This is a genomic window from Sphingomonas sp. SORGH_AS_0950 (assembly GCF_030818415.1).
In the GTDB taxonomy this organism is placed as follows: domain Bacteria; phylum Pseudomonadota; class Alphaproteobacteria; order Sphingomonadales; family Sphingomonadaceae; genus Sphingomonas.
The window spans coordinates 2,833,207-2,856,967 of record NZ_JAUTAE010000001.1; the positions used below are offsets into that span (position 1 = coordinate 2,833,207).

Genomic DNA, 23,761 nt, shown 5'->3' on the forward strand with positions numbered 1-23,761 from the left:
CCCATGGTAATCCGTAGCGGCGCCAATGACGTAGGATGCTGGCGCGCCGAACAGGACGAGCGCCGCATGGATTTTCCGCTGATCGCCCCCCGACCGCCCCGGCTGTCCGAACATCTGGACGGGCTGAAGCGGATCGAGGCGTCCGGGCAGTTCAGCAACAACGGCCCCGAAGTCCGCGCGCTCGAGGCGGAGATGGTGGACCGACTCTTCGACGGCCGGGGGGCGGCGCTGGCGGTGGGCAATGCGACCCTGGGCCTGATGATCGCCATCCGGCAGGCGGCGGGCATGACGCCGAAGCCCGGCATGCTGGCGATGATGCCCGCCATGACCTTTGCCGCGACCGCGCAGGCGGCGATCTGGGCGGGGCTGACGCCGTTGATCGTCGATGTCGATCCGCAGAACTGGACGGCCGACCCGGGCGAGGAGGAGCGGATGCTCGCGCGCCATGGCGACCGGATCGGGGCGATCGTGCCCTATGCCACGTTCGGCACGGACATCGACCTGGATCGCTATGCCTGGCTGGCCAGACGCCATGGCGTGGGCGTGGTCGTCGATGCGGCGGCGTCGCTGGGCACGCTGGACGAACGGGGGCAGGGGTTCGGCACGGGTGCGCCCTTCACGCTGGTCTATTCGATGCACGCGACCAAGACCTTTTCGGTCGGGGAGGGCGGGCTGGTCTATAGCGGCGATGGCGACCGCATCGACCAGTTGCGCGCGATGGTGAATTTCGGTTTCGAGCGCGGGCGGGTCGCGACGCTGCCCGGTATCAACGCCAAGATGCCCGAGATACTGGCCCTGATGGCGCGCGTGAAACTGGCGGAGATCGACGCCGTCTGCGCCGCGCGCGCGGATCTGGACCGCGAATATCGCGACAGCCTGCCCGGCTATGGCTTTCAGGCGGAGCGGGGGCGGCGGCAGGCGACGCAGTTCATGCCGGTGCTGTTGCCGCCCGCCATTGCGGCGCGGCGCGATGCGGTGATCGCCGCCCTGGCGGCGGACGGCGTCGGGGCGGGCCATTATTTCAGCCCGCATCTCGGCGAGCAGCCGCTGTTCCGCGACACTGCGCTGATCCAGCCGACCCCGGTGGCGGATGCGCTGTCGGTGCGGATGCTGAGCCTGCCGATCACGGACGGGATGAAGCCGGGCGATGCCGGGATCGTCGCCGAGCGGCTGAAGGCGGTGGTCGCGCGCATCGCCGCCGAGGGCGCGCCCGCGCCGGACCGCGACCGGCCCTGTGGTTGCCTGGTGGTGGGGGGAGGCCCGGCGGGAACCGCGATCCTGATCGCGGCGAGCAAGACGGGACAGCTGGCGCCGCTGGCCCGGCAGGGACTGGTCCTGGTCGAACGGTCGGACCGGATCGGCGCGGGCGAGCTGGGCGGCTATGCCATCCGGTCGGACACCACCGCCGAGACCTTCTTGTCGGCGGTGAAGGGCAATCCGCATCCCGAACTGGCCGCGCTGGAGGCGCATCCGGCGGGGCAGGTGATGGCGGGCTATTGCGGGGCGCTGGGCGCGCCGCTCCGCGATACCGCGCCGCTGCTGGAGGCGACGGCGCAGCGGCTGCGCGGGATCGTCACGGATCATGGCGGGGCGGTCCTGACCGCGACCGAGGCATTGCGCGCGGACCGCATGGCGGATGGCGGGTGGCGCACCACCCTGAACGGTCCCGATGGCGTCCGCACCCTGACCTCGCGGCATATCGTCATCGCCACGGGGGGATACCAGACCGACGAACAGATGGCCGACACGATGGTGGCGGGCGCGCGGCTGGGCGATATGGCGGGGGACCGGCTGATGCGATCCGACGCGCTGCTGCGGCATGGCGGGATCGATCGGGTGCGGGAGCGGCTGGCGGGTGTCCGTGCGCCCCGCGTCGCGATCATCGGCGCATCGACCAGCGCGATCGCCTGCGCCGTGCAACTGCTCAAATGCCATGATCTGCCCTTCGGAGCGGAGGCGATCACCCTGCTCGCCCGGACACCGCCCAAGCCCTTCTTCCCGACGGTCGAGGCCGCCCATGCCGAGGGGTTCACCGATTTCACCCCGGACGACATCTGCCCGGTCAGCGGCTTCGTGCTGCGCCTTGCCGGGTTGCGGCTGGAGTCGCGCGAACTGGTCCTGCGGATGCTGGCGCTTGGCGGGCGCACGCCCGATCCGCGGCTGGCGCTTCACCGGATCGCGGGAGAGGCGGACCTGCACGCGCGCGCCATCATCGGCGCGGCCGATCTGGTGATCGGGGCGCTCGGCTATCGCCCGCGCGCGCTGCCGCTGTTCGACGCCGACGGGGTGGCCATCGCATTGGCGCATGAGGAGGGGCGGCCGATGGTCGACCGCCATTGCCATATCCTCGATGCGCAGGATCGCCCGGTGCCGGGCGCCTATGGCATCGGCCTGTCCGCCGGTTTCGTGCCCTGGGGGCCGCTGGGGGGAGAGAAGAGCTTCCGGGGGCAGGCCAACGGACTGTGGCTGTGGCAGAATGATGTCGGCCGGATGATCGTCGATCAGGTGCTGGGGCAGGGCGATGCGCAATCGGGTGCGGCGGCGGCATGAGCGATCCGATCGTCAGCGTCGTCATTCCCGCCTATAACGGCGCGGCGCTGATCGGTGAGACGCTGGCCAGCCTGGAAACCCAGACGCTGACCCGGTGGGAGGCGCTGGTCGTCGACGACTGCTCGTCCGACGACACCCGCGCGCTGGTGCGCCACTGGCGCGATCCGCGTGTCCGCCTGATCGAGAATGCGGTGAATGGCGGGCCGGTGCGGACGCGCAATCGCGGCTTTGCCGAGGCGCGGGGGCGCTATCTGGCGGGGCTGGACCAGGACGATCTCTGCCGTCCCGAAAGGCTGGCGCGGCAGGTCGCCTATCTGGAGGCGAATCCCGATGTCGTGCTGGTGGGCGCGCAGGCGGAGCAATGGGTCGAGGGGCGGATCCTGCCCATGAACTATGCGCCGCACACCACCCCCGATCTGATAGCCTGGCTGAGCTGGATCGAGAATCCGCTGGTCTGGTCGACGGTGATGGTCCGTGCCGAGGTCGCGCGGCGGCTCGATCCGTTCACGCGGCCCGACATCCTCTATGCCGAGGATTTCGACCTGTATCATCGCATCCGCCGATTCGGCCGGATCGCGCGGCTCGACGAGCCGCTGCTGATCTATCGCCAGCATGCCGGGGGCGTGTCCAAGCGCTTCACCGACACGATGCGGGACAGTGCGACGCGGGTGCTGGCCGAGGCGCATCGGCGGCATCTGGGCGCGGAGGCCGAGGCGGTCGCGCGGCTGCTGGTCCGGCACAATATGGGCGGCGTCCCGGTCGCGGACGGGGCGATGTTCCGGCGGCTGGGACGGGCGATCGCCGGATTGCAGGCGGCCTTCGTCGCCGAGGTCGCGCCGCGTGACGAATCCCTCGCGCTGATCCGCTGGGAAACCGCGCGGCGATGGCGGCAACTGGCGCGCGCCGCGCTGCGCTCGGGCCGCGTGACGCTGGGCGATGTGCTGAGCGCGCGGCCGCCGCATCTGGGGCTGGGCTATGCGGGACTGGACGATCTGCTGCGCTGGCGTGCCATCGGCGCGGTGCGACAGCTGCGTCGCATCCGTCGGGAATTGGACTCATCCACCGTCGAAAACGAATCGCCCAAGGGGTGATTCGCGGCGTCGACGTCGCGCTTCGGGATTGGGAAGGGCCGCTTGCGGACGGTCCAAACAAAAGCCCGCGCAGAGGGGGCTGCGCGGGGGATGGCAATCAGTGCGTCTTGGGAGCCGGGCTTGTCGATCCGCAAGCCCCGGAAAAATCAGAAAAGATGATGAACCAGTCGCGAGGCGCCCAGCGCGACGCCGCCAACGGCGATCCAGCTGGCCATCGCACCGAAGGCCAGGATCAGCAAACGGTCAACGGGCGAAATGGCGTTATCGTTCATGGTCATCGGTCCTCTCCGACCGGTCTGCCTGCCGGTATGAGACATTTCTGCGACAAAATTCGCCGAGAAGCAAACCCATTTTTCAAATCAGCCTGATTGATAAATTCTCCGTTCAGGAAAAAGGAGAGGGACAAATGCGTGCCTTGGCCTCGCCAGGCCCGGAAATCGGGCATTTCCCCTTGCCTTGCCAGGGAGATGGCATGATCAGCACCCTTCTATGACAGACCCGAACCCCGTCCCCGATATGTGCCCCGCATCCGTGTTGAGCGAACCCGGTGTTCGACCCTCGACCATGCCGCTGGCGTTGCGTGGCGCCGCTGCGGGCGCAATGGCGCTGGCGCTTCTGCTGATTCTGGGCCTGCTGATCGATCACTGGCCCTTTGCCTGGGACCGGGCGATTCTGACCGGGCTGCGCGCGCATGGCCAGTCGCGCGCGCTGATGCGGGCGGCGGTCGATGTCACCGCGCTGGGCAGCGTGCCGGTGCTGATCCTCATCATGGCGGGGGCCGTATCGCTGCTGGCCGCGCGTCGGCTGTGGCTGACCGCGATCGCCACGGCGGCGGCGGGGATCAGCGGGGGCATGGCGGTGACGCTGGTCAAGACGATCGTCGCGCGGGCGCGGCCCGATCTGGTGCCGCACTGGGTCGACGTGTCCAATGCCAGCTTTCCCAGCGGCCATGCGGCGGGCAGCGCGATGGTCTATCTGACGCTGGCCGCGCTCGCGACTCAGGTGACGCAGGAGCGGCGGGTGCGCCACATGATCGTGATCCTGGCGGTGCTGCTGGTCGGGATGATCGGGGTCAGCCGCGTCTATCTGGGCGTGCACTGGCCGTCCGACGTGGCCGCCGGATGGTGTTTCGGAACGCTCTGGGCGCTGGGCTGGTGGTGGGCGACCGCCGCCGCCCGCGAGTCATGGCGCGGCGCGCGCCAATAGCCGCTGTGCCGCCTTCAGGTGCGGCGCATCGAGCATCTTGCCGTCCAGCTGGAGCACCCCCGCGCCGGGGTTCGCCCCGAACAGGTCGACGATCGCCTGCGCCCGGATCACTTCTTCGGAGGTCGGGGTGAAGGCGGCGTTGATCACCGGTACCTGCCGGGGATGGATCGCCATCATGCCGGTAAAGCCATCGCGCCGCCCGCGCGCGGCATAATCGGCCAGCCCCTCCGCGTCGCCGAAATCGGGATAGACCGTCTCGATCGCCGCGACGCCCGCCGCATGCGCCCCGAACAGGGTCAGCGAACGGGCCAGCTGATAGGGGGCGGTATAGCCGCCATCGGCATGGCGCGCGGTCGTGGCGCCGATCGCGGCGGGCAGATCCTCCGCGCCCCAGGTCAACCCGGCGAGCGGCAGGCGCGCGTCCGCATAGTCGCCCAGCCGGAAGATCGCCGCCGGGGTCTCGGTGGCGATGGGCAGGATGGGGGGCAGGACGGGGATGTCCGCCACCCCCAGCGCCGCCAGCGCGTCCAGGCTGGCCAGCCCCTCCGCCTTGGGCAGGACGAGGCCGTCGGGACGCGCGGGCAGGATGGCACCGAGATCGTCGGCGGCCAGCGGTCCGTCGACCGGGTTGATCCGGACGAAGATGGCCTTGTCCGTCTCGCGCGGGGCGGACAGGAAGCGGGCGACCGCCTCGCGCGCCGCCGGCTTGGCCTGGGTCGCGACCGAATCCTCCAGGTCGAGGATCAGCGCGTCCGCCTCCGTCCGCAGCGCCTTGGCCATCAGGCTGGGCTGGTCGCCCGGCACGAACAGGAGCGAACGCAGCCGCATCGGCGTCAGCGGCCCATTTCGGCCAGCTTGCGCTCCCAGGCCAGCGCGTCGCGGACGATGCCGTCGAGGTCGTCGCGCTGCGGGCGCCAGGGCAGCGCCGCCAGGATCGCGCTATTGTCGGCGACCAGTTCCGCGGGATCGCCCGCGCGGCGGCCCTCCATCCGGCGCTCGATGGTCAGGTTCGTCACCCGGTCGACCGCGTCGAGCACCTCGAGGACCGAGAAGCCGCGACCATAGCCGCAGTTGAGCGTGTGGCTCTCGCCCGGCTGCGCGACCAGCAGCTCCAGCGCGGCGACATGCGCGGCGGCAAGGTCGGAGACATGGATATAGTCGCGCACGCCGGTGCCGTCGCGGGTCGCGAAGTCGGTGCCATAGACGCCGACCGCCTCACGCTTGCCGATCGCCGCCTCGACCGCGATCTTGATGAGATGGGTCGCGCCGACCGTCGACTGGCCCGAACGGCCCTGCGGATCGGCGCCCGCGACGTTGAAATAGCGCAGCGCGCAATAGTTGATCGGATGCGCGGCGGCGACGTCCTTCAGCATGATCTCGGTCATCAGCTTGGACATGCCATAGGGATTGATCGGCGCCTTGGGATCGCTCTCCTTGATCGGCACGCGTTCGGGCGTGCCATAGGTTGCGGCGGTCGAGGAGAAGATGAAGTGCGCCACGCCCTCGGCCACCGCGCTTTCCATCAGCGAACGGCTGGCGGCGGTGTTGTTGCGATAATATTTGAGCGGATCGGTGACCGATTCGGGGACGATGATCGAACCGGCGAAGTGCATGATCGCGCGCACGCCATGCTCGCGGATCGCGGCGCGCACCGCCTCGTCGTCGGCGACATTAGCGACCACCAGCGAGGCACGCGGATCGACCGCCCAATCGAAGCCGGTGACGAGATTGTCGAGCACGACGACCTCATAGCCCGCATCCAGCAGCGCCAGCACGGCATGGCTGCCGATATAGCCGGCGCCGCCGGTCACCATCACCTTGCCGTCGATCGTCGCCATCATCTTTTGTCCCAAAGCCTTGGATTGTCGTCGCCTAGCGCCTTCCTATCTAGGCACACAAGACGACAAGGAGATTCCGAGTGACCGAATATGTGACGCTGGCCGGCGGATGTTTCTGGTGCACCGAGGCGGTGTTCAAGGACGTGATCGGGGTCGAGTCGGTCGAGAGCGGCTATATCGGCGGGACCGTGCCCAACCCGACCTACAAGCAGGTGTGCGGCGGCGATACCGGCCATGCCGAGGCGATCCGTATCGGTTTCGACCCCGAGCAGCTGGCGCTGGACGATCTGCTCGACATCTATTTCGCGACGCATGACCCGACGCAGCTGAACCGCCAGGGCAATGACGTCGGCACGCAATATCGCTCGGCGATGTTCCCGGCCGACGAGGCGCAGGAGACCGCGATGGTGGCGGCGAAGGCGCGCGCGCAGGACGGCAGCGACAAGCCGATCGTCACCACGATCGAGCCGATGGCCGAATGGTATCCTGCGGAGGATTATCACCAGGATTATTGGGAAACCTCGGGACGGTCCAACCCCTATTGCATGGCGGTGATCCCGCCCAAGCTCCAGAAGCTGCGCAAGAGCTTCGCCGCGCGGTCGAAGGCAGTGACGGCGTAAAGCAGGTATGGGGCTGGGGGCGGGACACTTCCTGCCTCCAGCCCTCACCCCCGTTCAGCCTGAGCGTAGTCGAAGGCCAAGGGATTGGCCGACGCCACGAAGGCATTTTTGGCGACAGTCCGGGGCGTGGCCTTCGACTACGCTCAGGCTGAACGGAGGTTGGGCGGCGTCTTAGCGTGTCGCCGCGCGCCGCAGCCGGTCGTTGATCGCCTCGCCGATCCCGTCCGCCGGGATCGGGGCGACCGCCAGGCGGGCGTGGTCGCTCGCATCGGCGCGGTGGAGGGCGTCGAACAGCCGTGCGGCGGCCTCCACCGGATCGCCGCTCGCCGACAGCGTGTCATGGCCCGCGACCGCGCCGAAGCCGATCAGCCATTCGTCCGCATCCGCTGCCGTGGCGTTCAGCCGCAGCGCCTTGCGCGGGGCATAATGGCTGGCGAGCTGCCCCGGCGCGGTGACGATCGCGGGGGCGTCCGGCCCCTGTTCGACCGTGCCCAGCACGCCCGACAGCATCGCCGCCGTGACCGGACCGGGGCGCAGGATGGTGCGGCCCGCGACGATCGTCGATTCCACCCCCGCCTCGGTCGCGCCGTCGTCCAGAATGGGTACGTCCGGCCCCAGGCTGGCGCGGACATGGGCGGCGCGGGTCGGGCTGATCCCGCCGCTGGCATTGGCGGAGGGGGCGGCGAGCGGACGGCCGCTCTCCGCCAGCAGGGCCTGCATCGCGCGGTGGCGCGGCACCCGGATCGCCACCGTGTTCAGCCCCGCCGTCACCAGCGAAGCGATGCCCGACCCCGCCCGGACCGGGCGCACCAGCGTCAGCGGGCCGGGCCAGAACGCCTCGGCCAGCGCCAGCGCCTCGGCATCGAAGTCGGCCAGCACCTGCGCCGCCGCCAGATCGGCGACATGGACGATCAGCGGGTTGAAGGACGGCCGCCCCTTGGCCGCATAGATGCGCGCCACCGCCGCCGCGTCGGTCGCATCGGCGGCGAGGCCATAGACCGTCTCGGTCGGCACCGCGACGATCCCGCCCGCCGCGATCACCGCGGCGGCGGCACGGATCGCGGAAGGGCCGAAGGGCAGGGTCGGGTCGTGGTCGGGAAAGGTCATGGCTGACGCGGCCTATATCCTGTTGCGACGTGCGCGATAAGGGGGCAGGGCCATGCGCGCGCCCCTTCGACAATCGCGGTCGGGCATCCTATCTGCTGGGCCATGTTCGACCTCGATTCCTATCTCGCCCGCATCGCCCTTCCCTCGCGCGTGACCGTCGATGCCGAAGGGCTGGCGCGGTTGCAGCGCGCGCACCGGCTGGCCATCCCGTTCGAGAATCTCGACGTCCGCCTCGGCCGTCCGATCGCGATCGACAGTGCCAGCGTGTTCGCCAAGCTGGTCGGGGCCCGGCGCGGCGGATATTGTTTCGAGCAGAACCGGCTGCTCCTCGACGTGCTGGCGGCGCATGGCTTTGCCGCGCGGCCGCTCCTGGCGCGGGTCTGGCTGCGCGCGACCGACGTGCCGCCGACCACCCATACGTTCAGCCTCGTCCATATCGACGGCCAGGACTGGATCGCCGATGCGGGCTTCGGGGGCAGCTATTCGCCGCCGATGCCGCTGGTCGACGGAGCGGAGGCGGACGGCCCCGACGGCGCGCGCTTCCGGCTGGCCCGCGACGTCCAGCATGGCTGGATGCTGCTGCGCGACGGGCATCCGGGCAACACCGACGGCCGCTCGATGGGCGAGGGGTGGGAGCCGCAATACAGCTTCACCACCGACCATGTCTGGGATGCCGATCTGGCGATGGGCAATCACTGGACCTCGACCTATGAAGAGAGCCGGTTCCGCCTGGCCAATATCGTCAGCATCATCCTGCCGCGCGGTTTTGCGACGCTGACCGGCCGGCATTATCGCCGCTGCGTCGGGCAGGAGGTGACGGAAGGGACGATCACCGATCCGCGCGTCTATCGGATGCGGATGAGCCTGATGTTCGGCATCGACCTGACCGCCGACGAAACCGCGACCCTGTTCGCCGAATAGTCCCGAACCCCGTCCGCGAATCGCGCCGTCGCCCGATGGCGGTGCGATTCGCGGTCGCGCCCGATCGATCTTCAACGAAATGCCGTCCGGCGGATGCTTCCCCGGACCGGTTGTCCCGTGCGCGCCGCGCCATCTGATGCCCATGGAATGGCGGCTTTTCAGGACATCGCGCAGGTGCGGCCAATAATTCGCCATTTTGGGCAGAAAATTTTGCCCATTTAAGGGGCATTTTACCTTTGTTCCCTATCCCTCCAAATGAATGCGGGGGAATTACAAATGAGTGACCCTTAAAGACGCCCCTTCACCCGTGCCAAGGCAAGCCGGGTGCAGCCGCGCGACAAGGGTGACTCCCGATTGGGATACGGAACCGGGCGCCGAAATCTTGACGATCGTCCCGATAGATAAGTGATCCTCGACGCAGGCGCGATCCTGCGCCGTCGAATCTTTGCTGCGAAGGATAAAATCATGTCGATCACGACAGTGATGGCAAGCGAGAATCTGTGCCTGCCGAACATCGGCACGCTTGCCGAGGAATTGCAGGCGGCCATCACGCCGGGCGCGACGGTCCGGCTGGATCTCTCCGAGGTCGCCGCCCCCGATCTGAGCGTCGTCCAGCTCGTCCAGGCGGCACGGGTCGGCGCGGCGGAGGTCGATTGCGATTTCGCCCTGGCGGCCCCGGCGGGCGAGTCCTTCCGCGCGCTTCTCAACCGGGCGGCCTTCCTGCCCCACCCCAACCCCGAACACAGCCAATTCTGGTTCCACGGAGATACGGACCAATGACCGCCTCGATCCTTACCGTTGACGACAGCGCCTCCTTGCGCATGGCGATCCGCATCGCGCTGACCGGCGCGGGCTATGCGGTGACCGAAGCCGCGGACGGCGTCGAGGGGCTGAGCAAGGCGACCGCGACCCGGTTCGACCTGATCGTCACCGACCTGAACATGCCCAATATGGACGGGTTGGAAATGATCCGCGCGCTGCGCCAGCAACCCGCCCAAGCGGGTGTGCCGATCATCTTCCTGACCACCGAATCGGACGACGCGATGAAGGCGCAGGCCAAGGCGGCGGGCGCGACCGGCTGGCTGGTCAAGCCCTTCCAGCCCGAACAGCTGATCCGCGTCGCGCAGAAGGTCCTCGCACGGTGAGCGGCGAGGACCCGACAGCCGCCTTCCGGATCGAGGCGGGCGAGCTTCTGGAGCAGGTCGAACAGGGGCTGCTCGACCTGGGGCACCGGCTGGACGATATGAGCCTGGTCAATGCCGTGTTCCGGGGGCTTCACACGCTCAAGGGCTCGGGCGCGATGTTCGGCTTCGACAAGCTGGCGGCCTTCACCCATCATTGTGAAACCGCGTTCGACCGCGTCCGCAAGGGCGATGTCCGCGCGACGCCGGACCTGGTGTCGGTCATCCTGTCGGCGGGCGACCATATGCGCGCGCTGGTCGAGGGCGATGCGCCCGAGGCCGAGGGGCAGGCGATCCTGACCCGGCTGGCGGCGGCGGTCGACGCCGCGGCGGGCGGGGCCGGCGAAGCGCCCGCGCCCGTCGCCGCGCCGGTCAGGACGGGCTGGACGCTGTCCTTCCGCCTGCCGCCCGACGCGATGGCCAATGGCACCAATCCGCTGGCGCTGCTCGACGAGCTGCGCGAGTTGGGCGAGGCGACGATCGTCGCGCGGACCGACGAGATCCCCGCGCTCGGCACCTTCGAGCCCGGCCATTGCGTCGTCGGCTGGGACTGCACGCTGATCGGCGACATCTCGCGCGACGCGATCGAGGACGTCTTCCTGTTCGTCATGGACGATATGGAGATCACCATCGCCCCGCTGGCGGTCGAGGCGAGCGAGGAACCGGCGGTGGCGGACGAACCGGCGGCGGCAACGCCCGTCGCGGCTCCGGCGCCCGCACCCGCCGCCACGGCCCCGGTCGCGGCGAACGACCAGCCCGCGCGCACCCCGGCCAACCGGTCGCAGGGCGAGCATGTCCGCGTCCCCGCCGAGCGTCTCGACGAACTGATGGACCGGGTCGGCGAGCTCGTCATCGCGCAGAGCCGCTTGTCGCAGCTGGCGGGCCATGGCCATGACCTGAGCCTGCGCTCCGTGTCCGAGGAGATCGAGCGGCTGGCGGGCGAGATGCGCGACACGATGATGATCCTGCGCATGGTGCCGGTCTCGACGCTGTTCGGCCGCTTCCGCCGCCTGATCCACGATCTGGCGATCGAAACCGGCAAGACGATCGAACTCGTCACCGAGGGCGAGACGACCGAGGTCGACAAGACGGTGATCGAGCGGCTGTTCGACCCGCTGGTCCATATCATCCGCAACAGTTGCGACCATGGCCTGGAACGGGCCGAGGACCGCCTCGCGGCGGGCAAGTCGGCCAGCGGCCTCATTCGCCTCAGCGCGCATCAGGCGGGCGGCGAGGTGCTGATCACCATCACCGACGACGGGCGCGGCATTGATGTCGAGCGGGTCCGTGCCAAGGCGGAGGCCAATGGCCTGATCCAGCCGGGGCAGGTGGTCGGCGAGGACGAACTGCTCGGCCTGATCTTCCACCCCGGCTTCTCGACGGCGGCGCAGGTCACCAACCTGTCCGGGCGCGGCGTCGGCATGGACGTGGTCAAGCGCACGATCGAAAGCCTGCGCGGCTCGATCGACGTGAAGAGCGTGCCCGGCCAGGGTTCGACCATCACGCTGCGCATCCCGCTGACGCTGGCGATCATCGAGGGGCTGCTCGTCCGGGTGGGCGAGGGACGCTATGTCATCCCGCTCGCGGCGGTCGAGGAATGCCTGGAGCTGTCGCTGGAGGAGGATCTGCGCTCGCGCGGGCGCAGCATCATCACGCTGCGCGAGCGGCTGGTGCCGTTCCTGCGGCTGCGCGACCTGTTCGACACCGGGACCAAGCCCGACACCTATCAGAAGATCGTGGTGGTCGGCACCGGCCAGGAGCGGGTCGGCCTGGTCGTCGACCAGATCATCGGCAACCACCAGACGGTGATCAAGGCAATGTCGCCGCTTCACCGCAACGTCGCGGCCTTTGCGGGCGCGACCATATTGGGCGACGGTTCGGTCGCCCTGATCCTCGACATCGCCCAGCTGATCGCGCTGAGCCAGCCCAGGGAGGAGCGGCGTCTGGCCGCTGGATAAGCCCATGCCCTATCACAAAGTACCCCAATGGACGCCCGACCAGGGGCTGGAGGTCCTGACCTTCGGCCTGGGCGGAGAGACCTTCGCACTGGAGGCGGGCATCGTCCGCGAGATACTGGACATGATGCCGGTCACCGCGGTGCCGGGCGCCGATCCGCTGGCCGCGGCGGTCATCAATTTTCGCGGGCGCATCGTGCCGCTGGCCGATCTGCGCGGTTCGTTCGGGATGGAGGCGCTGAGCACCACCGCCGACAGCCGGATCATCGTCATCGAACTCGACCTGGACGGCAATCCGATCCTGATCGGCCTGACCGCCGACCGGGTGAACGAGGTGACCGTGCTGCATGCGGGCGATGCGGAGGAGGCGCCCGTCATCGGCATGCGCTGGCCGCGCGACCATGTCCGCTGCCTGGTCCGGCGCGAGGGCGATGTCGTCGTCCTGCCCGATCTGGCGGCCCTGTTCTCGCGTCTGACCGCCCATGCGACCGAGGCGGCAAGCATCCACTAAAATATACGACATATCAGCCATTTGCGCGGGGGGACAAAATCATGCGAGCAACGATAAAAATGAAACTGGCGGCCAGCTTTGCCGTCACGATATTGCTTTTGCTGGCCGTCATCGGCGTCGGCATCGCCAAGATGAACGCACTGAACACGGCGATCACCGACGTCATCGCGGGCCCCGCCAAGCGGCTGGAGATCGCGCTCATGGTCAATGAGCGGATGAACAAAACGCTGCGCTTCGAAAAGAACATGGCGCTGACCAACGACGATGCGCTGACCCGCAAGTTCGACGAACAGGTGATGAAGGCGCGCAGCGAGACGCGCAACATGATCGCGACGGGGCTGAACATCGCCAGCGCCGACGGCAAGCCGCGCTGGATGCAGGTCCAGTCGCTCTTCGAGCAATATGTGCCGGTCAACGACCGGATTCGCAGCCTGGCACTGGTCAACAAGAATGCCGAGGCCGGACAGCTTTCGGTGTCCAAGTCGCGCGAGATCGCGGGCACCATGTCCGACCAGATCGACCAGATCGTCAACATCGCGCAGGACGCGATGAAGCAGGCCGATGCCGATACCAATGCGCAATATGAGCAGGCCCGCAACATCCTGCTGGCGACGGCGGTGGCGGCGATCCTGATCGCGATCGGTGCGGCCTTCTGGATCGCGCGCCTGGTGTCGCAGGGGCTGAGCAAGGTGTCGGTCGCGCTCGACGCGGTGGCCATCGGCGATCTCAGCCAGGATGTGACCGTCAAGACCAATGACGAGATCAAGGACCTGGTCGACACCGTCAACCGCATGACCGCCAATCTGCGCGAGAGCGCCCAGCTGGCCGATACGATCGCCAGCGGCGACCTGACCATCAGCCACCAGCCCCTGTCGGACAAGGACGTGCTGGGCCATGCACTGGTCTCGATGGTCGAGCGTCTGCGCGGCGTGGTGAGCGACTCGACCCAGGCGGCGCAGAATGTCGCGGCGGGCTCGCAGCAGCTGTCCTCCTCGTCGGAGCAGGTGAGCCAGGGCGCGACCGAACAGGCCGCCGCCGCCGAGGAAGCCTCCGCTTCGATGGAGCAGATGGCCGCCAACATCAAACAGAATGCCGATAACGCGACCCAGACCGAGAAGATCGCACGCCAGTCGTCGCAGGACGCCGAACAGAGCGGTGCGGCGGTACAGAAGGCGGTCGTCGCGATGCGCACCATCGCCGAGAAGATCGGCATCGTGCAGGAAATCGCCCGCCAGACCGACCTGCTGGCGCTGAACGCGGCGGTCGAGGCGGCGCGTGCGGGCGAACATGGTCGTGGCTTCGCGGTCGTCGCCGCCGAGGTCCGCAAGCTCGCCGAGCGCAGCCAGTCGGCAGCGGCCGAGATCAGCGGCATGTCGTCCGACACCGTCGCCGCCGCCACCCAGGCGGGCGAGATGCTGACCAAGCTGGTCCCCGACATCCGCCGCACCGCCGAGCTGGTCGCCGAGATCAGCGCCGCGTGCCGCGAACAGGATATCGGCGCGGTCCAGATCAACGAGGCGATCCAGCAGCTCGACAAGGTCACCCAGCAGAACGCCTCGGCGTCCGAGCAGATCTCGTCCACCTCGGAGGAACTGGCCAGCCAGGCCGAGGAGCTTCAGGAAGGCATCGCCTATTTCCGCGTCGAGAAGGCTGGGGGCCAGCATGTGCGCAGCTCGGCGGTTCGCAAGCCGGTCGTCCAGCGCGCCGCGCCGGCCAAGAAGGCCAGCCCGGCCTCGCGACCCGGCTCGATCGCCGACCAGCAGGCGCGGGTGCGCGGCTTCGCGCTCGACCTGGCCAATGGCGGTCCCGACAGCGAGGACGCCGATTTCGGACGCGCCGCCTGATCGCTGCGTAACCGGGGGAGGCGGATCGCCTCCCCCACCCCCCTTTTCCACCCGCAACGCCGACCGTCATCCGCGCGCCAAGACGCGGAGGCTCCGGCGTGCGTCCTTTTTTCCTCCTTGGGACATCACCATGCTGACGCTGTTCAACAATCTGTCGATATCGAAGAAGCTGACATTATGTCTGGGCGCGATCATCGCGATTACGGTCGGCGTCGACGGGGTGATCCTGTCCAATGCGGGCAAGGTCAAATCGACCACCGAGATCAACGAGCATACCTATAAGGTCATCGCCACGGCGGACGATATCGTCACCAACATGGTCAACCAGGAAACCGGCTATCGCGGCTATCTGGTGTCGGGGAACGATGACTTCCTGAAGCCCTATCACAAGGGCTGGACCGATTTTTCGCATGCCTGGACCGAGGTCAAGGCGATGACCAGCGACAATCCGGCGCAGCAGTCGCGGCTGGACGATATCCGGCGGCTGGCGGAAAGCTGGCATAACGATGTCGCCGAAAAGGCCATCCGCCTGATGTCGCATCCCGAAACCCGCGAAAGCGCGCGCGCGCTGGAGAGCAGCGGTGCGGGCAAGGCGGCGATGGACCAGCTGCGTGGCCGGGTCGGCGAACTGGTCGCCACCGAACGCACCCTGCTCGCCCAGCGGCAGGAGGCGCAGCGGGACGCCTTCTCGACGATCACCCTGGCCATCTGGATCGGCATGGCGGCCAGCGTGCTGGCGGCGGTTGCGATCGGCCTGTTGATGACCCGCACGATCGCCCGCCCCATCGGCCTGTTGTCCCAGGCGCTGGCCCGCATCGCCGAACCGCTGGCGACCAATCGCCGCGACGAGATCGGGCAGATGCAGGGCAGCGTCGGCGCGGTCGAGGGCGCGTTCGACCAGATTTCGGGCGTGCTGGATGCCGTGTCGAAGGGCGACACGACGGTCGGCATGACCCAGCGTTTCGGCGGCCTGACCGATCAGCTGAACGCCAATCTCGACGCGCTGCGCCGCAGCTTCGAGGGGATCGCCGCCATCGCCGGGGAGATTGCCGGGGGCGACCTGACCGTCCAGCCCAAGCCGCTGTCCGACAAGGACCGGCTGGGCCATGCGCTGGTCACGATGGTCGAGCGTCTGCGCGGCGTCGTCGGCGATGCGACCCAGGCGGCACAGAATGTCGCGAGCGGCAGCCAGCAGCTGTCCTCCTCGTCGGAGCAGGTGAGCCAGGGCGCGACCGAACAGGCCGCCGCCGCCGAAGAGGCTTCGGCCTCGATGGAGCAGATGGCCGCCAACATCAAACAGAATGCCGACAACGCGACCCAGACCGAGAAGATCGCACGCCAGTCCTCGCAGGACGCCGAACAGAGCGGCGCTGCGGTGCAGAAGGCGGTCGTGGCGATGCGCACCATCGCCGAGAAAATCGGCATCGTGCAGGAAATCGCGCGTCAGACCGACCTGCTCGCCCTCAACGCGGCGGTCGAGGCGGCGCGTGCGGGCGAACATGGTCGTGGCTTCGCGGTCGTCGCCGCCGAGGTCCGCAAGCTCGCCGAGCGCAGCCAGATGGCGGCGGCCGAGATCAGCGGCATGTCGTCGGACACCGTCACCGCCGCCGTCGAGGCGGGCGAGATGCTCAGCCGCCTCGTCCCCGACATTCGCCGCACCGCCGAGCTGGTCGCCGAGATCAGCGCCGCGTGCCGCGAACAGGATGTCGGCGCGGTCCAGATCAACGGCGCCATCCAGCAGCTCGACAAGGTCACGCAGCAGAACGCCTCGGCCGCCGAACAGATCTCGTCCACCTCGGAGGAACTGGCGAGCCAGGCGGAGGAGCTTCAGGAGAGCATTTCCTATTTCAACGTCGATGACCGCGACCGCACCGGGTCGGCCCGATCGTCGCGTGCCGCCAAGCCGGCCGATCGCCGGGTCGCCGCCCGAAAGGCCAAGCCCGCGCCGCGTTCCCAGTCGGTTGCCGATCAGCAGGCCCGCGCGCACGGCTTCGCCCTCGACCTGAGCAATGGCGGCCCGGACGGCGAGGACGCCGAATTCGGACGCGCGGCATGAGCGCGCGCGGCGACATCCAGGTCGTGGTCTTCGGACTGGGGGAGGAGGAATTCGCCCTTCCCGTGACCAGCGTCCGCGAGATTCTGGATCATCGTCCGGCCTATCGGGTGCCGGCCGCGCCCGACTGGTTCCTGGGGCTGACCGATGTGCGCGGCCTGTCGGTGCCGATGGTCGACCTGCGCGCGCGGCTGGGCCTCTCGCCGGTCGAGCCGACGCTGACGACCCGCATCCTGGTCGTCGACCTGGTCGGAGCGGGGGACGTGCCGCTCTCGCTCGGGCTGGTCGTCGACCGGGTGCTCGACGTCAGCATCTTCGCGGCGGACATGATCGAGGATTCGCCCGGTGTCGGCGGCCGATGGCGATCGCAGCAGATCGAGGCGATCCTGCGGCGCGGCACGGGCTTCGTCGCACTGCTCGATCCCGGTCGGCTGTTCGCGGCGGACGATCTGGACGGCCCCATGTCCCTTGCGGCGGCGGCCTGACTTCTGGGGGCGGTATCGATCGATACCGCCCCGCTTCCTTTTTCAAGATCATAACCTCTTCGGAGCAGTAAAATGCGTTTCCATGCCTCTCTCAAGACCACGTCGCATGTCGATGCCGCCACAATGGAAATCACCCGGTTGCAGCGTGCCTTCGCCCAGGGGCGGACGCAGGAGCGGGCCGATCTGACCGGCGCGACCGGCAAGGCGCGCGACGTTCTGGTCGCGGTGAACGAGATGATCGAAGCGGCGGCGTCCCCCGCTTCCGCCTTTACCCGGCGGCTGTCGCACATGGCCGCCGAGCATGACCGGGGCGATATCGACGCGATGCTGCCGGTCGACGATTTCCACGGCGACCTCGCCGACGCCGCCCGCCTGGTCAACGACCTGGTCGCCAGCCATATCGCCGTCAAGAAGATGGCGATGGCCTGCGTCAAGTCGCTGGGCGAGGGCGATTTCGAGGCGCCGCTGGCGCCGCTGCCCGGCAAGAAGGCGTTCATCAACGACACGATCGAGCAGCTTCGCGGCAATCTGAAGGGCCTGATCGCCGAGATGAACACCATGTCGGCTGAGCATGATCGCGGTGATATCGACGTCTTCGTGCCGGTCGAGCGGTTCCAGGGCGACTTCGCGGCGATGGCCAAGGGCCTCAACGACATGGTGGCCAACCATATCGCCGCCAAGAAGAAGGCGATGGCCTGCATCAAGCAGTTCGGCGAGGGCGATTTCGACGCGCCGATGGAGCAGCTGCCCGGCAAGAAGGCCTTTATCAACGAGACGATCGAACTGCTGCGCACCAATTTCAAGGCGATCATCGGCGAGATCCAGCGGCTGATCGCCGCCTCGACCGCGGGGCAGCTGAGCGAGCGGGGCGAGGCCCAGCGTTTCCCTGGCGACTTCGCGCGTCTGGTCCAGGGCATCAACGGGATGCTCGACGCGATCCTGCTGCCGATCGGCGAGGGCAACCGGGTGCTCAATCTCGTCAGCACGGGCTCGCTGCTCGAACGGGTCGAGATCGCATGCGAGGGCGATCATCGCCGGATGAAGGATGCGATCAATAATCTGGTCGACAATCTGACCAGCTTTGCGATCAACGTGTCGGGCGCGGCGGATCTGGTCGCGGCGGGCAGCCAGCAACTGTCCTCCTCGTCGGAGCAGGTGTCGGGCGGTGCGACCGAACAGGCCGCCGCCGCCGAGGAGGCTTCGGCCTCGATGGAGCAGATGGCCGCCAACATCAAACAGAATGCCGACAACGCCACCCAGACCGAGAAGATCGCGCGCCAGTCCTCGCAGGATGCCGAGATCAGCGGGGCGGCGGTGCAGAAGGCGGTCGTGGCGATGCGCACCATCGCCGAGAAGATCAGTATCGTGCAGGAGATCGCCCGCCAGACCGACCTGCTGGCCCTCAACGCCGCCGTCGAGGCGGCCCGCGCGGGCGAACATGGACGCGGCTTTGCTGTGGTCGCCGCCGAGGTTCGCAAGCTGGCCGAGCGCAGCCAGACGGCGGCGGCCGAGATCAGCGGCATGTCCTCGGATACGGTGGCGGCCGCGACCCAGGCGGGCGACATGCTGACCAGGCTGGTCCCCGACATTCGCCGCACCGCCGAGCTGGTCGCCGAGATCAGCGCCGCGTGTCGCGAACAGGATATCGGCGCGGTCCAGATCAACGAGGCGATCCAGCAGCTCGACAAGGTCACCCAGCAGAACGCCTCGGCCTCCGAGCAAATTTCGGGCACGTCGACCGAACTGGCGGGTCAGGCCGAGGATTTGCAGGAGAGCATCGCCTTCTTCCAAGTGGCGCAGGAGGCGCGACCGGCGGCGGCCAAGTCGGCGGTGCGCAAGCCCGCGCCGCGTCCGGCGGCGGCCAAGGCGCGGCCCGGCGGCGGACGTGCGGGATCGGTCGCCGACCAGCAGGCGCGCCTGCGCGGCTTCGCGCTCGACATGACCAGCGGCGGCCCGGACGGCGAGGATGTGGATTTCGGCCGAGTCGCCTGACGTCGCCATCGGGGGCGGGGTATCGGGGGGCGGGGTATCGGGGGCGGGGCGTCGCATTGCCTCGCTCCCGGACGCCATCGCCGCGCAAGGCCGCGTAAAATCGGCACAAGAGCATCCGCTCTGAACCAATCCTTCATCAGTTGCCAGTTAATTGATGATCGGAATTTTATGGGTGATTCGAAACCACCTCGAAAGGTGGTTCTTACGGGGACTGACGATGCGCGCAACCATCAAGATGAAGTTGGCCGGGACATTCGCGGTAGTATTGTTGCTATTGGCGGTGGTCGTCGGGGTCGGCATTTCCAAGATCAACGTTTTGAACACCATGATCGCGGACATCATCGATGGGCCGGCCAAGCGTATCCAGCTCTCGTTGACCGCCGATGGCGATATCGGTCGCGCGATTCGCGCCGAAAAGAACATGATGCTGAGCCAGGATGCGGCGGCGAACCGCAATTTCGAGGCGCTGTTCGCGCAATATGACGCCAAGATCCAGGAAAGCCTGAACGGCGGGCTGAAGATCGCCACCGAGCAGGGGCGTCCGGTCTGGACCAAGGCGCTGGAGGACTGGCGCGCCTACAAGGCGGTCAGCGAGCGGGCGCGCGGCCTGGCGATGGAGAATCGCAATGCCGAGGCCGCGCAGATCTCGATGACCGAGGGGCGCACCATCGCCACCAATCTGAGCGAGACGCTGGGCAAGCTGGCGATCATCACCCAGGGGCAGATGGTCAAGGCCAATGCCGAGTCGGACGCGCTCTACGCATCGGCGCGCACCACCATGTTCACCACCGCCGCAGTCGCGCTGCTGATCGCGATCTGCGGTGCGGTGTGGATCGCACTGCTGGTGTCCAACGGGCTGCGCAAGGTCGGCGAGGCCATGTCCGCGGTGGCCGAAGGCGACCTGAACAACGAAGTGTCGGTCCGCAGCAATGACGAGATCAAGGATCTGGTCGACACGGTGAACCGCATGACCGGCCGCCTGCGCGACACGATCACCCAGACCGCCCAGGCGGCGCAGAATGTCGCGAGCGGCAGCCAGCAGCTGTCTTCCTCGTCGGAACAGGTGAGCCAGGGCGCGACCGAACAGGCCGCCGCCGCCGAAGAGGCTTCGGCCTCGATGGAGCAGATGGCCGCCAACATCAAACAGAATGCCGACAACGCCACCCAGACCGAGAAGATCGCACGTCAGTCGTCGCAGGATGCCGAACAGAGCGGTGCGGCGGTGCAGAAGGCGGTCGTCGCGATGCGCACCATCGCCGAGAAGATCGGCATCGTGCAGGAAATCGCCCGCCAGACCGACCTGCTCGCCCTCAACGCCGCCGTCGAGGCGGCCCGCGCGGGCGAACATGGTCGCGGCTTCGCGGTGGTCGCCGCCGAGGTCCGCAAGCTCGCCGAGCGCAGCCAGACGGCGGCGGCCGAGATCAGCGGCATGTCCTCGGACACCGTCGCCGCCGCGACCCAGGCGGGCGAGATGCTGACCAGGCTGGTCCCCGACATCCGTCGCACCGCCGAGCTGGTCGCCGAGATCAGCGCCGCCTGCCGCGAACAGGATATCGGCGCGGTCCAGATCAACGAGGCGATCCAGCAGCTCGACAAGGTGACCCAGCAGAACGCCTCGGCGTCCGAGCAGATCTCGTCCACCTCGGAGGAACTGGCGAGCCAGGCCGAGGAGCTTCAGGAAGGCATCGCCTTCTTCCAGGTCGACACGATCGGCCATGGCGCTCCCGCCCGCACGCCGCATCATCGCCGCCCGGCCTCGCGCCCGGCCGTCGCCAAGGTCAGGGCCAAGGCTCCGTCGTCCTCGCGGCCCGGTTCGGTCGCCGACCAGCAGGCGCGGGTGCGCGGCTTCGCGCTCGACCTGACCAATGGCGGCCCGGACGGCGAAGACGCCGAATTCGGACGCGCGGCATGAGCGCGGCGGGGGGAGACATCCAGGTCGTGGTCTTCGGTCTGGGGGACGAGGAGTTCGCGCTTCCCGTGACCGCGGTCCGGGAGATCCTGGACCATCGTCCGGCCTATCGGGTGCCCGCCGCGCCCGAATGGTTCCTGGGCCTGACCGATGTGCGCGGCCTGTCGGTGCCGATGGTCGATCTGCGGTCGCGGCTGGGATTGCCGCCGGTCGAGCCGACGCTGACGACCCGGATCCTGGTCGTGGACATGACCGGCGCGGGGGGCGCGCCGCTCGCGCTGGGGCTGGTGGTCGACCGGGTGCTCGACGTCAGCACCTTCGCCGCCGACTCGGTGGAGGGCTCGCCCGATATCGGCGGCCGCTGGCGGTCGCAGCAGATCGAGGCGATCCTGCGGCGCGGGGCGGGCTTCGTCGCGCTGCTCGACCCCGCCCGGCTGTTCGGCGCCGATGACGGGCCCGACGCGCTGGCGACTCTGGGCCTGGCGGCCTGATCCTTCTTGCAACCGGCCGCCCGGCGCGGCGGCCGGTCCCTTTCCTTCCGGCGAACAGGAACCGACCCCTTGAGCAATCTGGCCCGCGTGGCAGACACGACCGATGCGCTGCAACCGCGCGATTTCGATCGGCTTGCCGCCTATATCTACAAGGAGTGCGGCATCCGCCTGCCGCCGGTCAAGATCACCATGATCGAGGGGCGGTTGCGCCGCCGGGTGCGCGCCAACGGCCTGTCCAGCCTGCGCGACTATTGCGGCTGGCTGTTCGACGGCAATCATCTGGAGGGGGAGCGCGAGCATCTGCTGAACGCGGTCACCACCAACAAGACCGACTTTTTCCGCGAACCCAAGCATTTCGACTATCTGGTCGATACCGCGCTGCCCAAGATGCACCGTGAGGGCGTGCGCCAGCTGCGGGTTTGGAGCGCGGCCTGCTCGACGGGGGCGGAGCCCTATACGCTGGCGATGCTGCTCGATGCCTATGCCCAGGACAAGGGCGGCCCCGATTTCGGCATCCTGGCGACCGATCTGGACAGCGAGGTGCTGCGCACCGCCCGGCGCGGCGTCTATCCGGCGGCGATGCTGGACCCGGTGCCGACCGCGCTGCGCAACCGTTATGTGATGCGGCCGAGCGATCCCAAGCGCGGCGAGATGCGGATCGCGCCCGCCCTCCGCTCGGCGATCGGCTTCGCGCAGATGAACCTGATGGACGAACGCTATCCGGTGGGCGATGCGATGGACATCATCTTCTGCCGCAACGTGCTGATCTATTTCGACAAGCCGACCCAGGAAAAGGTGGTGTCGCGGCTGGTCGCCTGTCTGCGGCCCGGCGGGCTGATCTTCCTGGGTCATTCGGAATCGATTGCCGGGTTCCAGCTGCCGCTGCGCCCGGTCGCCAACACCGTGTTCGAGCGCGTCTGATGCCGGTCAAGAAGATCCGCGTCCTCGTCATCGACGACAGCGCCAGCGTCCGCCAGGCGATGACCGCGATCCTGTCCGCCGATCCGGCGATCGAGGTGATCGCGGCGGCCGCCGATCCCTTCGCCGCCGCGCGCTACATCCAGGAAGAGGTGCCCGACGTCATCACGCTCGACGTCGAGATGCCGCGCATGGACGGCATCACCTTCCTGCGCAAGCTGATGGCGCAGCGCCCGGTGCCGGTCGTCATGTGCTCCTCGCTGGTCGAGGAAGGGTCGGAGACGCTGCTCCAGGCGCTGGAGGCCGGCGCGGTCGACGTGATCCTGAAGCCGCGCGTCGGGGTGGCGGACCATCTGGCCGAGGCGCATCTGATGATCCGCGAGACGGTCAAGGGCGCCGCCACCGCGCGGCTGGGCGCGCGGCGCCAGGGGCGGACCACCGCCCCGGCGCGCAAGCTGACCGCCGATGCCGTCCTGCCGCCGCCGACCGGCCGCGCGATGAGCCGCACGACCGAGATGGTGGTGTGCATCGGCGCGTCGACCGGCGGGACCGAGGCGCTGCGCGAGGTGCTGGAGGCGCTGCCCGCCAATTCGCCGGGCATCGTCATCGTCCAGCATATGCCCGAGAGCTTCACCCGCGCCTTTGCCAAGCGGCTCGACGGGCTGTGCCAGGTCGACGTCAAGGAGGCCGAGGACGGCGACACGGTGATGCGCGGCCGGGTGCTGATCGCGCCCGGCGGCCTGCGCCACACCATGCTGGAACGGCAGGGCGCGCGCTATGTCGTGTCGGTGCGCGAAGGACCGCTGGTCTCGCGCCATCGCCCGTCGGTCGACGTGCTGTTCCGTTCGGCGGCGCGCAATGCCGGGGCCAATGCGGTCGGCATCATCCTGACCGGCATGGGCGACGACGGCGCGCGCGGCCTGCTGGAGATGAAGCAGGCGGGCGCACGCACCTTCGCGCAGGACGAGGCGACCTCGATCGTCTTCGGCATGCCCAAGGAGGCGATCGCGCGCGGCGCGCATGACAGGATCATCCCGCTGGGCAGCGTCGCGCGCGAACTGCTGCAAGCCACGGCCCGCTGAGAAGGGG

General features: G+C 68.4%; 21 protein-coding genes. 17 read left to right on the forward strand and 4 right to left on the reverse strand.

Annotated elements, in window-relative coordinates; genetic code table 11:
- Positions 1-3 precede the first annotated feature (3 nt).
- Together QE385_RS12700 and QE385_RS12705 are read left to right on the forward strand one after the other, a co-directional pair.
- Positions 4-2,550, forward strand: coding sequence for a DegT/DnrJ/EryC1/StrS family aminotransferase (locus QE385_RS12700; protein ID WP_307102360.1), 2,547 nt, complete (start codon positions 4-6; stop codon positions 2,548-2,550).
- The gene (locus tag QE385_RS12705; protein ID WP_307102362.1) at positions 2,547-3,641 is read left to right on the forward strand and encodes a glycosyltransferase; all 1,095 of its coding nucleotides are present in this window, start codon (positions 2,547-2,549) and stop codon (positions 3,639-3,641) included. The genes QE385_RS12700 and QE385_RS12705 overlap by 4 nt, the downstream gene beginning before the upstream one ends.
- A 146-nt stretch (positions 3,642-3,787) precedes the next feature.
- On the opposite strand, the gene QE385_RS12710 is transcribed toward QE385_RS12705, so the two are convergent.
- Positions 3,788-3,913 (reverse strand): hypothetical protein, encoded by a 126-nt coding sequence (locus QE385_RS12710; protein WP_307102364.1) that lies wholly within the window; start codon positions 3,911-3,913, stop codon positions 3,788-3,790.
- 292 nt (positions 3,914-4,205) lie between these two features.
- Here QE385_RS12710 and QE385_RS12715 point away from each other — a divergent pair, with 292 nt between their 5' ends.
- Entirely contained in the window at positions 4,206-4,847 is a 642-nt protein-coding gene (locus tag QE385_RS12715; RefSeq protein WP_307102365.1) for a phosphatase PAP2 family protein, read from the forward strand.
- On the opposite strand, the gene QE385_RS12720 is transcribed toward QE385_RS12715, so the two are convergent.
- The gene (locus QE385_RS12720) at positions 4,824-5,675 is read right to left on the reverse strand and encodes a CoA ester lyase (protein WP_307102367.1); all 852 of its coding nucleotides are present in this window, start codon (positions 5,673-5,675) and stop codon (positions 4,824-4,826) included. The genes QE385_RS12715 and QE385_RS12720 overlap by 24 nt on opposite strands.
- 5 nt (positions 5,676-5,680) lie before the next feature.
- On the reverse strand, positions 5,681-6,688 hold the full coding sequence (gene galE, locus QE385_RS12725; RefSeq protein ID WP_307102369.1) for a UDP-glucose 4-epimerase GalE: 1,008 nt from the start codon (positions 6,686-6,688) through the stop codon (positions 5,681-5,683).
- A gap of 77 nt (positions 6,689-6,765) precedes the next feature.
- Here galE and msrA point away from each other — a divergent pair, with 77 nt between their 5' ends.
- On the forward strand, positions 6,766-7,305 hold the full coding sequence (gene msrA / locus QE385_RS12730) for a peptide-methionine (S)-S-oxide reductase MsrA (protein WP_307102371.1): 540 nt from the start codon (positions 6,766-6,768) through the stop codon (positions 7,303-7,305).
- A 171-nt stretch (positions 7,306-7,476) separates the two neighbouring features.
- On the opposite strand, the gene QE385_RS12735 is transcribed toward msrA, so the two are convergent.
- Positions 7,477-8,412, reverse strand: coding sequence for an L-threonylcarbamoyladenylate synthase (locus QE385_RS12735; RefSeq protein WP_307102373.1), 936 nt, complete (start codon positions 8,410-8,412; stop codon positions 7,477-7,479).
- A 102-nt stretch (positions 8,413-8,514) separates the two neighbouring features.
- On the opposite strand from QE385_RS12735, the gene QE385_RS12740 reads away from it, so the two are divergent.
- The 13 genes from QE385_RS12740 to QE385_RS12800 all read left to right on the forward strand — a co-directional run bounded on the left by QE385_RS12740 (position 8,515) and on the right by QE385_RS12800 (position 23,754).
- Positions 8,515-9,333 (forward strand): arylamine N-acetyltransferase, encoded by an 819-nt coding sequence (locus QE385_RS12740; protein WP_307102375.1) that lies wholly within the window; start codon positions 8,515-8,517, stop codon positions 9,331-9,333.
- A gap of 465 nt (positions 9,334-9,798) precedes the next feature.
- Positions 9,799-10,113: an STAS domain-containing protein gene (locus QE385_RS12745; RefSeq protein WP_307102377.1), complete on the forward strand. Its 315-nt coding sequence runs from the start codon at positions 9,799-9,801 to the stop codon at positions 10,111-10,113.
- The gene (locus tag QE385_RS12750; RefSeq protein WP_307102379.1) at positions 10,110-10,478 is read left to right on the forward strand and encodes a response regulator; all 369 of its coding nucleotides are present in this window, start codon (positions 10,110-10,112) and stop codon (positions 10,476-10,478) included. The genes QE385_RS12745 and QE385_RS12750 overlap by 4 nt, the downstream gene beginning before the upstream one ends.
- Complete coding sequence (locus tag QE385_RS12755; RefSeq protein ID WP_307102381.1) at positions 10,475-12,472, forward strand: chemotaxis protein CheA; 1,998 nt, start codon at positions 10,475-10,477, stop codon at positions 12,470-12,472. Before QE385_RS12750 ends, QE385_RS12755 begins: the two co-directional genes overlap by 4 nt.
- Before the next feature lie 4 nt (positions 12,473-12,476).
- Entirely contained in the window at positions 12,477-12,980 is a 504-nt protein-coding gene (locus QE385_RS12760) for a chemotaxis protein CheW (protein WP_307102382.1), read from the forward strand.
- Between the two features lie 59 nt (positions 12,981-13,039).
- Entirely contained in the window at positions 13,040-14,824 is a 1,785-nt protein-coding gene (locus QE385_RS12765; protein ID WP_307102384.1) for a methyl-accepting chemotaxis protein, read from the forward strand.
- A 130-nt stretch (positions 14,825-14,954) separates the two neighbouring features.
- Entirely contained in the window at positions 14,955-16,880 is a 1,926-nt protein-coding gene (locus QE385_RS12770; RefSeq protein ID WP_307102385.1) for a CHASE3 domain-containing protein, read from the forward strand.
- Positions 16,877-17,362, forward strand: a complete 486-nt coding sequence (locus QE385_RS12775) for a chemotaxis protein CheW (protein ID WP_307102387.1) — start codon at positions 16,877-16,879, stop codon at positions 17,360-17,362. Before QE385_RS12770 ends, QE385_RS12775 begins: the two co-directional genes overlap by 4 nt.
- Positions 17,363-17,434: 72 nt before the next feature.
- Complete coding sequence (locus QE385_RS12780; protein ID WP_307102389.1) at positions 17,435-19,354, forward strand: methyl-accepting chemotaxis protein; 1,920 nt, start codon at positions 17,435-17,437, stop codon at positions 19,352-19,354.
- 217 nt (positions 19,355-19,571) lie between these two features.
- Positions 19,572-21,266, forward strand: coding sequence for a methyl-accepting chemotaxis protein (locus QE385_RS12785; RefSeq protein ID WP_307102391.1), 1,695 nt, complete (start codon positions 19,572-19,574; stop codon positions 21,264-21,266).
- Entirely contained in the window at positions 21,263-21,754 is a 492-nt protein-coding gene (locus QE385_RS12790) for a chemotaxis protein CheW (protein ID WP_307102393.1), read from the forward strand. Before QE385_RS12785 ends, QE385_RS12790 begins: the two co-directional genes overlap by 4 nt.
- 69 nt (positions 21,755-21,823) lie before the next feature.
- Entirely contained in the window at positions 21,824-22,675 is an 852-nt protein-coding gene (locus QE385_RS12795) for a protein-glutamate O-methyltransferase CheR (RefSeq protein ID WP_307102395.1), read from the forward strand.
- Positions 22,675-23,754, forward strand: coding sequence for a chemotaxis response regulator protein-glutamate methylesterase (locus tag QE385_RS12800; RefSeq protein WP_307102397.1), 1,080 nt, complete (start codon positions 22,675-22,677; stop codon positions 23,752-23,754). The genes QE385_RS12795 and QE385_RS12800 overlap by 1 nt, the downstream gene beginning before the upstream one ends.
- The last annotated feature ends 7 nt before the right edge of the window (positions 23,755-23,761 follow it).